This window comes from Billgrantia zhangzhouensis, from assembly GCF_021404465.1.
GTDB lineage: Bacteria > Pseudomonadota > Gammaproteobacteria > Pseudomonadales > Halomonadaceae > Halomonas > Halomonas zhangzhouensis.
The window spans coordinates 1-12,274 of the sequence record NZ_JABFTT010000003.1 but is presented as its reverse complement, the minus strand read 5'-3'; the positions used below and the strand labels follow the sequence as shown (position 1 = coordinate 12,274).

General features: G+C 61.0%; 11 protein-coding genes and 1 pseudogene. 4 read left to right on the top strand and 8 right to left on the bottom strand.

The annotated features are described in order from the left end of the window. Window positions 1-79: 79 nt before the first annotated feature. Window positions 80-646: a hypothetical protein gene (locus HOP51_RS03820; RefSeq protein ID WP_234272636.1), complete on the bottom strand. Its 567-nt coding sequence runs from the start codon at window positions 644-646 to the stop codon at window positions 80-82. Between the two features lie 98 nt (window positions 647-744). Then, entirely contained in the window at window positions 745-1,164 is a 420-nt protein-coding gene (locus tag HOP51_RS03815; RefSeq protein WP_234272635.1) for a hypothetical protein, read from the bottom strand. A 726-nt stretch (window positions 1,165-1,890) separates the two neighbouring features. On the opposite strand from HOP51_RS03815, the gene HOP51_RS03810 reads away from it, so the two are divergent. The 3 genes from HOP51_RS03810 to HOP51_RS03800 all read left to right on the top strand — a co-directional run bounded on the left by HOP51_RS03810 (window position 1,891) and on the right by HOP51_RS03800 (window position 6,045). After that, window positions 1,891-2,316: a universal stress protein gene (locus HOP51_RS03810; RefSeq protein WP_234272634.1), complete on the top strand. Its 426-nt coding sequence runs from the start codon at window positions 1,891-1,893 to the stop codon at window positions 2,314-2,316. Window positions 2,317-2,347: 31 nt separating this feature from the next. Continuing rightward, window positions 2,348-4,030 (top strand): BCCT family transporter, encoded by a 1,683-nt coding sequence (locus HOP51_RS03805; RefSeq protein ID WP_234272633.1) that lies wholly within the window; start codon window positions 2,348-2,350, stop codon window positions 4,028-4,030. Window positions 4,031-4,260: 230 nt separating this feature from the next. Continuing rightward, window positions 4,261-6,045, top strand: coding sequence for a putative bifunctional diguanylate cyclase/phosphodiesterase (locus HOP51_RS03800; RefSeq protein ID WP_234272632.1), 1,785 nt, complete (start codon window positions 4,261-4,263; stop codon window positions 6,043-6,045). Between the two features lie 50 nt (window positions 6,046-6,095). Here HOP51_RS03800 and HOP51_RS03795 read toward each other — a convergent pair whose 3' ends face one another. From HOP51_RS03795 to HOP51_RS03785, 3 genes are all read right to left on the bottom strand, one after another. Continuing rightward, the gene (locus HOP51_RS03795; protein ID WP_234272630.1) at window positions 6,096-6,821 is read right to left on the bottom strand and encodes a 3'-5' exonuclease; all 726 of its coding nucleotides are present in this window, start codon (window positions 6,819-6,821) and stop codon (window positions 6,096-6,098) included. A 3-nt stretch (window positions 6,822-6,824) separates the two neighbouring features. Further along, a complete protein-coding gene (locus HOP51_RS03790; RefSeq protein WP_234272628.1) occupies window positions 6,825-8,738 on the bottom strand; it encodes a DUF294 nucleotidyltransferase-like domain-containing protein in 1,914 nt (637 codons plus the stop codon). A gap of 132 nt (window positions 8,739-8,870) precedes the next feature. Continuing rightward, a complete protein-coding gene (locus tag HOP51_RS03785; protein WP_234272627.1) occupies window positions 8,871-9,260 on the bottom strand; it encodes a DUF4168 domain-containing protein in 390 nt (129 codons plus the stop codon). A gap of 214 nt (window positions 9,261-9,474) precedes the next feature. Here HOP51_RS03785 and HOP51_RS03780 point away from each other — a divergent pair, with 214 nt between their 5' ends. Further along, complete coding sequence (locus tag HOP51_RS03780) at window positions 9,475-10,389, top strand: DMT family transporter (RefSeq protein ID WP_234272625.1); 915 nt, start codon at window positions 9,475-9,477, stop codon at window positions 10,387-10,389. A 12-nt stretch (window positions 10,390-10,401) separates the two neighbouring features. Here the strand turns inward: HOP51_RS03780 and mtgA are convergent, their stop codons facing one another. The 3 genes and pseudogenes from mtgA to HOP51_RS03765 all read right to left on the bottom strand — a co-directional run. After that, window positions 10,402-11,115, bottom strand: a complete 714-nt coding sequence (gene mtgA, locus HOP51_RS03775; RefSeq protein ID WP_234272624.1) for a monofunctional biosynthetic peptidoglycan transglycosylase — start codon at window positions 11,113-11,115, stop codon at window positions 10,402-10,404. A 24-nt stretch (window positions 11,116-11,139) separates the two neighbouring features. Next, window positions 11,140-11,994: an S-formylglutathione hydrolase gene (fghA, locus tag HOP51_RS03770; RefSeq protein WP_234272623.1), complete on the bottom strand. Its 855-nt coding sequence runs from the start codon at window positions 11,992-11,994 to the stop codon at window positions 11,140-11,142. A 163-nt stretch (window positions 11,995-12,157) separates the two neighbouring features. Then, window positions 12,158-12,274: pseudogene (locus HOP51_RS03765) on the bottom strand (S-(hydroxymethyl)glutathione dehydrogenase); the annotation flags it as partial.

Below are 12,274 nucleotides of genomic sequence, written 5' to 3'. Positions count from 1 at the left end.
CTAATGCAAGTGGCGCGTCCTTGCGCCGGATCGTCCTCCTTCTGACCCCAGCCAAACGGCCGGGGCCGGAACCCGAGGATTACGAATCGCTCTTCTCGTCATCCTCCGGATAATCCCACTCTTCTTCCTCGTTCTCGTATTCGAACTCGGGTTCATCGCCCGGCATCGCTTCGGCTCCGCTGCCAAAACCCGGCTCGTCTTGCATCCCAGGCGCAGCCGGATCGGTACCCGGTGCAGCTTCGGTCTCCGGCATACCGGGATCCGCACCTGGCTGCGTTGTGCCATCAATGCCCGGTGCCGCAGGGTCACCTGGGGCGACGCCAGGAGCGGTCTCGTGACCCGGAGCGGCATCGGTTTCCGGCGCGGTTTCAAACCCCGGATCGGTGGTGCCAGGCTGCTGTTGCATACCCGGATCCTGCTGCATACCCGGGTCCGCTTCGGTCCCCGGCATGCCCGGATCGCCCGGGCTGGCAGGGTCAGTGCCCGGAACTGCTTCGGTACCAGGGTAGTCGCCCGGCTGCTCGGTACCCGGCTGAGTCTGATATTCGTCCTGCTGTGTCTGCTGGGCAAGGGCCAGCGGGCTGGCGGTCAGCCCCATGGTCACGCCAAGAACGCCTAGCTTCTTCAGAAATTCCTTGGACATCATACTTCCACCTCCTGCGATATCGTCTTGCGACGAAATGTAAAGGGCTTCCTGCCCTGTGCCGTCATTCCGCTGACAGCGCGTAAGCGAGAGAGACCTGGTTAGGTACCACCCTGCTGTTCCTCGTCGTCCACCAGAGGATCGCCCTCTTGATCCTCGTCCATGGTGGTTTGCTGCCCGTCAGGCTGTTCGTCAGGCACCGGCTCCTGTTCAGCCTCGGGGAGCGGATCCTGCTCGGGAGCCACATCAGCCCCCTCCGGATTCTCCTCGACACCGGTGGTGGGGTCAGCGGCGCCATCCCCAGCGGCGGAGTCGGTCTGGTCAATGCCGGGATCAGCCGTGGTATCCTGCATCGGCGAACCCTGTTCCTCCATGGTGGGACGTTCCTCCTCGACCGGAGGAAGCTCGTCATCGTCATTGCCGCAACCGGCAAGCGACAACGTTCCCAGCGCAAGGGCAACTGCCGAGGCCAAGGCCGTCAATTGCCTGGCAGACCTGCTTGCACGCTTCTCATGGCTCATGTGGATTCTCCCTGGTTGGTTCGTCCTCTCCCTTCCTGAAGCACAGGCTGTGCCAGCTCGACCAATCATCCACTTATTTCATATAAAACAAATACTTGAACCCACAACCGAGGCTCATTTTTCACTCACATACCAGCCATCAGGGTGGCGCAAACTGACACATGGCTAGGTCTGCTACAGATGGCCGCCACCTTGACCTTGGTTTTGAGGAGTTCGGCTTACGCATGGCGTAGCGAACCGGAGACGCGAAATACAGCAGTGCGTCTCGGCGTCGTGTCTGACTTCCCTTGCGCTATCGTTGCGTTCTTGTTGCAGGCTTTCGTTCATGCTGGGTTCTCGCTCGCGGCCATCGTCGGCGAAGTGAAAGGCTTTGCTCCTCAAGCTGGCCAGAGTTCTTTCCAGCCAATCACCTCCCCACAGGGTTCAAATAGCGTTGAACCGAAACTAAGGCTGACGCAAGAAGATTCCTTAACGTCATGCAACATAAGGAAAACTTTGATTACCTAGAAATCAGCACAGCTCATGCCAGGAGCTGATTCGGCATTGTCATCTCAATCGTGTACAATCTTTGTTCATAATAATATTGCTGCTGGCAAGGCCAATAATTGCGCTTCCGCACGGGCATGAAGCGCCAGAGACGCCACACTTGACGTTACGTAACGTCCTCGATGCGCAATCTCGTTCGCCTCGTTGAGCGTCCACCCACGTGAAACCGGAGAACATGACATGTATAAAAAAATCATGGTACCCATCGACCTCGCCCACCTTGAGTTGCTCGAGCCCTCCTTGCAGGCAGTGGCCGATCTGGCCCGGCACTACCGTGCCGAGGTCTGTTACGTCGGCGTGACCTCGACCGCTCCAGGCAATGTGGCCAGGAATCCTGAGGAGTATCAGCGCAAGCTGGAGGCCTTCGCCCAGCAGCGCAAGGCAGTCCACGGCCAGCCCGTCTCTACCCACACCATCAGCAGCGCCGATCCGATCGCCGATCTCGACGATCTCCTGACCGCAGCGATCCAGGACGTGAATGCCGACCTGGTCGTCATGCCGACCCACCCCCCGAAGCATCTGGACGTCATCATGCCGTCCCACGGTGGCAAGATTGCCACCCATACCGATGTCTCGGTCTTCCTGGTCAGGCCGCCTCGCGACTGACCGTCCATCGCCCTTCACATTTCATACGCCCATGGGAGAACATAACGTGGCACATAATTCCCGCGACGAACGCACCAAGGAGGCAGAGCCCTCCTCAGAAGGCGTGCCGGCCCCGGAGGGACCGGCCAATCTTATCGATACCGATTACGTCATCGGCCAGGACAATCTGGCCACCGACAAGCTGGGCTTCAGCATCGACCTGCACGGCAAAGTATTTACCATCTCGGCACTGGCCACAGTGTTCTTCGTGGTCATCACCCTTGCCCTGCAGGCCGAAGTCGAGCCGCTGTTCAATGCCATGCGCGACTGGCTGACCGGCAACTTGTCCTGGTTCTTCCTGCTGGCCGGGAACATCTTCGTGCTGCTATGCCTGGGCCTGATCGTATCGCCACTGGGCAAGGTCCGCATCGGCGGCATGCATGCCAAGCCAGACTTCAGCTATAGCGGCTGGTTCGCCATGCTGTTTGCGGCCGGCATGGGCATCGGCCTGATGTTCTACGGTGTCTCCGAGCCGATGTCGCACTTCGGTGCGGCACTCGGAGGCACTACCGTCGAGGATGGCGTCCGTACCGATTGGGCACCGCTCGGGGCCGCCGCCAACGATCCTGCGGGCGCGGCTAGCCTGGGCATGGCCGCCACCATTTATCATTGGGGACTGCATCCTTGGGCGATCTATGCCGTGGTAGCCCTGGCGCTGGCCATCTTCTCGTTCAACAAGGGCCTGCCGCTCACCATGCGCTCGATCTTCTATCCACTGCTGGGCGAGCGGGTATGGGGCTGGCCCGGACACATCGTGGATATCCTGGCCGTGTTCGCAACCCTATTCGGGCTTGCCACCTCGCTGGGCCTCGGCGCCTCACAAGCCTCGGCCGGATTGAGCTACCTGTTTGGCGTGCCCGAGACGGACGCCACCATGGTGCTGCTGATTCTCGGCATCACTGCCGTGGCCATCGTGTCGATCCTGGCCGGGGTCGACAAGGGCGTGCGCCGGCTCTCGGAGATCAACATGGGCCTGGCCGTACTGCTGCTGCTGTTCGTCATCCTGGTGGGGCCGACCCTATTGATCCTGACCGGCTTCTTCCAGAATCTCGGCGCCTATTTGGTCAACCTGCCTGCGCTGTCGAATCCCTTCGGCCGTGAAGATGCCAACTTCACCCAGGGCTGGACCGCCTTCTATTGGGCCTGGTGGATCTCCTGGTCGCCCTTCGTCGGCATGTTCATCGCCCGAGTCAGCCGCGGCCGCAGCGTACGCGAATTCTTGATTGCCGTGCTGCTGGTGCCTTCGTTGGTCTCGGTACTGTGGATGACCGCCTTCGGAGGAACCGCCATCAGTCAGTTGGTCGGTACCGGCTTCGAAGGGGTGCAGGACGCCGCCCTCGAGCTGCAGCTTTTCGTCATGCTCGGTGAGCTGCCGCTAACGGCCATCACCTCGTTCGTCGGGATCATGCTGGTGGTGGTATTCTTCATCACCTCGTCGGATTCCGGCTCACTGGTCATCGATACGATCACTGCCGGCGGCAAAGTCGATGCGCCCAAGCCCCAACGGGTATTCTGGGCTGTCATCGAGGGAGTCATTGCCATTGCCCTGTTGCTTGGTGGCGGCCTGGTCGCCCTGCAGGCAATGGCAGTCTCAACCGGGCTACCCTTTACCTTAGTGCTACTGGCCGGTTGTTATGCCATCGTCAAGGGCCTGATGAGCGAGCCACGCAGCTGACGCATCGAACCATCCGCAGGCGGCGCATCGAGCCGCCTGCGGCCTGTCGGTCCAACTGATCCGCGGGATGCACGACGCTCCCCGGCCATACGGCCGCTCATGCTCATGCACGAAAAAGTTCCTATCCGTCAAGTGTTTCATGAAGCAGTCAACCACTAGCAACACGCTATCGCTTCGGGCATATTCCTCATAGATCATTACAACTATGCCTAAGGAGCCGTTCTACGCCCATGATGGCACCCGAAGACGCCTTTCGTCTGCTCGCCGATGGCTTGGGCAAGGCCGGCACTCCCCAGGCGTTCGACCACTTGGTCGAGCGCATATCCACGATACTCGATGGGGAGCACGTGCTCATCGGAAAGCTGCTTTCCGATAATGCTTCCATCCGAACCGTCGCCTTCTGGTCCAAGGGCGCGCTGCAGCCCGCTACGGTCTATGCTCTAGCAGGCACGCCGTGCGAGCACGTGTTGAATGACGAAATCTGCGAATTTTCCGATAGCGTCTGTCAACGCTTTCCAGACGATACGATCCTCCAGGAGCTAGGCGCCGAGAGCTACGTGGGTATACCGCTGCGCGCGCCCCAGGGAGATCTCGTCGGCCTGCTCGCGGTACTATCCAGCCGCCCCCTCGAGCTGAGTGCCTATGCCCCGGAAGTGCTGCGCATCGCCGCGGCCCAAGCGGGTGCCGAGATGGCTCGCCGGACAGAGGAGGAGAAGCGGCGCAGCAGCGACTACCGTATCCAGCAGCTCATTCACTGGGATAGCGTTACGGGGTTACCCAATCGGCGCTATTTCATGGAGCGGCTGGAGGAGGCTTGCGAACAGGCCCGCCTGCGCGGTAATTGCCTGGGGTTGCTGTATCTCGATCTCCAGCGCTTCCGACAGATCAACGATACTCAGGGGCACGAACTTGGCGACCTGCTCCTGGCCGAAATTGCTGGACGCTTCAGCGCCCAGGTCGAGCCCGGTGAGTTCATCGCCCGGCTGGGTGGCGACGAGTTCATGGTATTGCTCACCGACACTCGCCCCGCTGCAATGGCTCATGCCATCGAGCGATACCGCAGCAGCCTCATGGCACCGATCCGACTGTCGGAGCGCAGCTTCTCGATTTCCGCCAGTGTCGGGGCGGCACTGTTTCCCCACGATGCCGACACGGCGCAGTCGCTGTTCCAGCATGCCAGTATCGCGCTCAACCACGCCAAGCAAGACAGCAGCCGCACTCGCTTCTTCACCGCCACCATGGCGGACGAGCTCCATCAGTACGAAATCCTGCAGCTGCGTTTCAGCGAAGCCTTGGCCAAGGGCAAGCTGTCGCTCGCCTTCCAGCCCCAGTTCAGCCTCAAGACAGGCAAACTGATTGGCGCCGAAGCACTGTGCCGTTGGCATGACGAGATCCTGGGACATGTCAGCCCCGCCACCTTCATTCCGTTGGCAGAGGAACAGGGCCTCATCTGCGCTCTGGGCGAATGGGTGCTCGAAGCTGCCTGCCAACAGCTCATGTCCTGGGAGCGGCAGGGCAAACCCTTCCCTGGGCGACTGTCGGTCAATGTCTCGGCACAGCAGATGGACGATCCCCGCCTGGCCGAACATATCCAGCGCATTGCCACGCAGGTGCCCCCCGGCAAACTGGGCCTTGAACTCACCGAGAGCGGCCTGATGCGCAATCCCGAGCAAACGGTGCGTGTGACCCGGGCGCTGTGTCGCGCGGGCTTCAGCCTGGCGATCGACGATTTCGGCACGGGTTACTCTTCGCTTTCCTACCTCAAGCGCTTTGCCGCCGACACCCTCAAGATCGATATGTCCTTCATCAAGGATATGCTCAAGAGCAGCCACGATCATGCCATCGTCTCGACCATCATCGCCATGGCCCAGACCCTGGGCATGCTGACAGTGGCCGAAGGCGTCGAGGCCGCCGAGCAGGCCGAGGCGCTGAGCGCGCTGGGCTGCACCGGCGTGCAGGGCTTCCACTTCGGCCGTCCCGTGGATGGGGAGACCTTCGCCAAACAGTGGCTATGAGATCAGGCCCAGGCCTGCACGATGAGTCGAACGGTCATCGCTCCATAAGCCTAAGTCCATAACGCACTGACGGGAAGCTCCGGCCCATAGTGGCTGGCCACCTGCGCCTGGAACAATTCCGCCGTGGCCAGCGCGTCGACCAAGGCGTGATGCCCCTGATAAAGGGGCAGTCCATAGCGCTGCCGGCTATCGCCCAGACGTATCGAGACCGGCGGCCGACGCATCCAGCGCCGCAGACGCGACCACAGCGAGAGTCGGTATAGCCGCGCTTCCAGCGACATGGTGTCGATCACCGGGAAGCGTGCCCCCTCCCCCAACCGCGCCTTTATCGCTTCATCGAGAAAAGGCCGCTCGATATGGCGGAAATGCACCACGACCAGCCGTCCCGACAATGCCTCGAGCAGCTCGGGCAGGATGTCCCCGAGGTCAGGCGCCTCGGCCACTTCCGAATGAGTGATGCGATGGAAGGCGATCGAGGACCCCGACAGCGGCCGGCTGGGACGTACCACCCAGTAGCGTCGCTGTGCCAGCATGATCCGGTCAAGACTGAACGGAACCAGCCCAATGCTGACGATGGCGTGGCGCTGAACGTCGAGCCCCGTGGTTTCCAGATCCAAGGCCACCAGCGGCACCTCACCGATGGGAGTGTCGGGTGCCGGCCAGTCTGCGGCAAAGAAACGTCGCAGCAGAGGATCCTGCACTTCTGCAGCCCTGCGCTGGAGGTAGGCAGGCCACTCGTGACCGTGTGAACGCGTCGCAAAACGGTGGGACAGCATGATTCAGCGAGCCCGTCCGCTATGTGCCGGTACCGGATAGCGATACTTGAGGAATTTCTGGGCATGGCTGAGGACCTGAAACGCATCCTTGAGGTGGTGACGCTCACTGTCGGCCACGTTCTCGGGCTCGATGTTATTGTCCGGCTCGCGCTCCTGCTGGAGATCGATGACCTGATGACGAATTCGCACCATGGAAAGCAGTTCCATGGCATAGCGCAGCTTATCTCCCACTCCTGGCGCCAACAGCTGTGTGGCTGCGATGTCGTCGAGCCGCTCGAAGCTGTTCTGGGTGCGCGAACCGCAAGCCAGCGCATGCACACGGATCAGATCGACCAGCGGCGCCGTTCCACGGCGCTTGAGATTGATCGAGTTGTTGTGCTTGCCATCCTTCTCCATCACGAAGGTGCGAAAGAATCCCAACGGAGGCGTACGATTCAACGCGTTGCGGGCCATGGCGGCCAGAAACCAAGGGCTATCCGGTGCCTTTCGCGCGATCACGTCTTGTAGCTGCTCGACGTAGGCCTCCTCGCCATAGGCACTGTCGAGATCGAAGAATATCGAACAATGCAGGAGGCGCTCGGGAGTCGGCGACTCGATCCACTCCGTGAAATAGCGTTTCCATACCGATAGTGGCTGTCGCCACTGGGGGTTGGTCGCCATTACGCCTCCCTTGCAGTAGGAAAAACCGCAAGCATCCAAACCGTCACTGACGAATCTTGCCAGCTCGGCGAAATAGTCGTCGTGCCTGGCTGGATCGAAATTGTCTGCCAGCACCAAGGCATTGTCCTGGTCGGTAACGATGGTCTGTTCGTTGCGTGCCATGGAACCGTTGACCATGAAGCAGTACGCCACCGGTGGTGGGCCAAGCGCCACTTCGGCGAGTTCCAGCAGGCGCCGTACGAAGCTGCGACCGATGGTGGACAGGGCGCTGCCGACCATTTGTGAATTGGCCCCCTCCTCGACCATACGGACGAAAGCGGCGCGCACGTCGGGTGCCAGGCGGGCCAGTCCCTCTACACTGGACTGATGGAAAATGTTGCTGACCAGGTAAAGGCTGCTGTGGGTCTCGTAGCGGATAATGTCGGAAAGATGGAGAACGCCGACCGGACGGCGGCGATAGAGAACCGGCAGATGGTGAATGTTGTTACGCAGCATACATAGCATGGCTTCGTGTACCGATTCGTCCGACTGGATGGTAATCAGCCGTCCACCCGCCAGCTCGCCCACCGGCGTATCGGAGCCAAGCCCCTCGGCCACGATGCGCGTGCGAAAGTCACTGTCGGTCAGGATGCCACGTAGCCGCCAGGGCCGCTCTTCGCTGTCGGTAAAGGTGTGCCGCGGATCGCCGTCCGACTCGTCGAGAATCAGCGCCGCCGAGGCCTGCGCCTCCGTGATCTGGCGCGCCACCTCCTGTACCGGCGTACTGGCCTCGACCATGACCGGGTAACGCGTCAGCAACTTGCGCACCCGAGTGATCATCATGTCGTTGGCCTTCTTGTGCTCCTCGACCGCCGCTTCCAGCCGCGGGCGCTCCAGTTCCACGAAATCGGCGAAGTGTTCATCGACTTCGCACAAGCGCACGAAAACCGCCTCGGGAATGTAATAGATCAGCGTATCTTCCAGAGCGCGGGCCGGGAAGCGCACCCGGTTGTTTCTCAATAGGCTGAAATGACCGAAAATATCGCCTTCACCCAGGCGATCGTAGAGATCGCCCGTACGACGCCGGACCTCCACCGCGCCACTGCGGATATAGCACAGCTCATGGAGTTCCTGGTCGAGCTGCAGAATATCGGCACCGGCCTTGAAATAGCGTACCTCGACCTGCCCGGCTACTTCGTCGAGCAGTTCGTCGTCGAGAGCATCGAAAGGGGAGAAACGCCCCATATGCTGCCGGATTTCGAGCAATTCCGCTTCCATGTCGATAGGACTCCTCGTATCGATGCCAGACGCATGCCGTAATTTCAAAGCATAAAGGCCTGCTGAGTCCAGACACAAGAAAGGCCATCCGAAGATGGCCTTTCTCGTCAGTCTACCGGTGGCGAGCGTCGATTACGACTGCTCGGCCATCTGCTGAACGCGCTGCATCAACTCTGGATCCTGCTGGATGGCATGGCCGATGGCATTGAAGGTATCCACGTCAAGGCCGTTCTGCTCAACCACCTCGACCATGCGATCATTGGCCTCCATGCGCACTTCCTGCTGGGTCTGCTCATCCTCGGCCGCATGCAGTCGTTCGGTATACTCCTGCGAAATCACAGCGATTTCCTGAGAGGCATCGGCGAACTGCTGAAGCTGGTCGTCGGAGAAGTCCTGAGCGGGTGCCTGCGCTTGCGGCTGACCGGCCGGGTCCTGGGCGGGGTCTTGCTGAGCGTGCGCCTGTACGGTCATTAGCCCGGCAGCGAGCAGAACAGCCGAAAACAGTGCAGTCATCCGTTGCATGAATACCTCCAAGGGTGTTGCTGTGAATGTAAGAGGTCTGACGAGAGGGAACGAGTGGAGTTCAGTTTTTTATGTTACGAAATGTAAAAAAATTCGTTGAGGCCATTTCCAAGGCATCTCAACGGTAAAAAGTTAACCTGCTAGCTTTCTCTGTGCCCAGCAACACAGTATCGTCGACACTTGTTTCTGCCAGTGCATAAGGACTCCCTTCTTCATGACGACTTCCGCCAACTCTCGTCTCGATGCCGCGCTGCTGGCCAGCATGCCGGTCCTGTTCGTGGCCCTGTGGAGTACCGGATTCATTGGCGCCAAGTTCGGCCTGCCCCATGCCGAGCCCTTCACTTTCCTGTTCGTTCGTTTCGTGCTGACCCTCGCCTTGCTGATGCCATTGGTGAAAGTGATGGGGGGAGCCTGGCCGGGCAGTTGGCGACTGAGGGGACACATCGCCGTGTCGGGGCTGCTGGTACATGCAGCCTATCTGGGCGGCGTCTTCTACGGTATCTATCTGGGCATGCCGGCGGGTCTCACCGCACTGCTGGTCGGCCTGCAGCCGCTGCTGACGGCAACGCTGGCAGGCCCACTGCTGGGAGAGCGCATCACTACCATTCAATGGCTGGGGCTCGCCCTGGGACTGGTCGGTATCGCCATGGTACTGGGCAGCAAACTCGACCCGGGTACTGCCTCGTTCCAGGGCTTCGGTCTCGGGGCGCTGGCTTGCGTACTCGTCGCTCTGGCGGGCATTACCCTGGGTACGCTCTACCAGAAGCGCTTTTGTACCGGCATGCCGCTACTCTCCGGGACGGTGGTGCAGTATCTCTCCGCTGGAGTGCTGCTCGGCCTCGGTGCGCTGCTGCTGGAGGAGCGCCACATCGAATGGACCGCCACCTTCGTGCTGACCTTGGGCTGGCTGGTGTTGGTGCTCTCGATTGCCGCCATTCTGCTGCTGATGGCCCTGATTCGGCGCGGCGAAGCCTCACGCGTGGCCAGCCTGTTCTACCTGGTGCCGCCCGTTACGGCACTGCAGGCCTGGTGGCTGTTCGACGAACGCCTGCCCATGACGGCGCTGGTCGGCATGGCTGTCACCATCGTTGGGGTGGTACTCGCGGCACGTGGTCAGACGCGGCGATAGCAAGGCGATGTTTCACTCGGCCGTCAATCCCTCGAGGTAGCGGGGGCCGCCAAGATTGCGCATCTGCTGACGAATCCACTGGCTGCGACGCTCCACGTGCGGCCCCGGTCGGCTGGCGTCCCAGGATCGAGGATTGGGCAGGATCGCCGCCAGGCGGCTGGCATGCACCTCGTTGAGGCGATCGGCCGAGACACCGAAATAATGCTGCCCCGCCGCCTCCAGGCCGAACACACCCTGGTCCCATTCGACGATATTGAGGTAGACCTCGAGAATACGTTGCTTTGGCCATAGCGCCTCGATCAGCACGGTGAACCAGGCTTCGAACCCTTTGCGTATCCAACTGCGCCCCGTCCACAGGAACAGGTTCTTGGCGGTTTGCTGGCTGATGGTGCTGGCACCGCGCAGGCGGGTGCCATTGCGACTTGCTTCCCATGCCCGACGCATCTCATCCACATCGAAGCCGCGATGTATGGCGAAACGCTGATCCTCGGCGGCGATTACGGCCAGCTTGGCATGATCGGAAAGCTCTTCCCAAGGGCGCCACTGACGCTGGATAGGCAATGATTCACCGGCCAGCCATGCTTCGACCTTGCGCTCCAGCATCACCATGGACCCGTGCACGGGCACATGCCGCAGCAGTATCACCAGCGCAATGGACAGTACGACGAAGGCGGCCCCGGCGAGGGCCGCCCAGCGCATCAGGCGTTGTAGCCAATGGCGGATCATGACCCACCCTGGCGGGGAGTTCGCTCACTGCTTGTGAAGATGCTCGGCATGGTAGCGCAGGTGATCCTCGATGAAAGTGGCGATGAAGAAATAGCTGTGATCATACCCCGGCTGACGGCGCAACGTCAGTGGGTGATCGTGTTCTTCGCACACGGCCTCGAGGCGTTCCGGCTTGAGCTGCTCCTCCAGGAACTGATCGGCCTCACCTTGATCGATGAAGAGCGGCTGGCTCGAGGCGCCCTTGGCCACCAGCTCACAGGCATCGTATTGGGTCCAGGCGCCAGGGTCATCACCCAGGTAGCCGCGGAAGGCCTTACGGCCCCAAGGGCACTGGGTGGGATTGACGATCGGCGAGAATGCCGACACCGAGCGGTAGTGCCCAGGCCGACGCAGGGCCAGAATCAGCGCTCCGTGCCCTCCCATCGAGTGGCCGCTGATCGCCTCACGGCCATTGAGCGGAAAATGCTGGCGCACCACCGAGGGTAGCTCCTCGGCCACATAGTCGTACATCCGATAATGCTTCTTCCACGGTTCTTGTGTGGCATTGACGTAGAAGCCCGCCCCCGAACCGAAGTCATAGCTTTCATGCTCACCCGGCAGATCCGTGCCCCGCGGGCTGGTATCGGGACAGACGATGGCGATGCCCAGCTCTGCCGCCACGCGATGTGCCCCTGCCTTCTGCATGAAGTTCTCGTCGGTGCAGGTCAGACCCGACAGCCACCAGAGCAACGGCACACGCTCGGTCTCGGCCTGGGGGGGCAGGTAGATGGCGAATTCCATTTCACAATCCAGCGCCCGCGAGCGGTGCCGGTAACGCTTGTGCCAACCGCCGAAGCTCTTGTTGCTCGATATCGGCTCGAGGTTCTCGGTCATGGTCATGGTGCGGTCTCCTTGCGGTCGCTACCCAAGGATAGCGACCGGAACGGCAATTTGTCGGCAGATCCCTGTGCGCAGCCGCCGTCACGCCCCATATCGTGGGACGCCTGTTAGTGGGCGCAGCACCGGGCGCCTGCTAAATAGTAGGCACGGCATCGGGCGCCTATTAAAAGTGCAGCACCGTACGAATGCTCTTGCCCGCGTGCAGCAGCTCGAATGCCTCGTTGATCTGCTCGAATGGCATGTCGTGGGTGATGAACTCGTCGATCTTGATCTCGCCGTC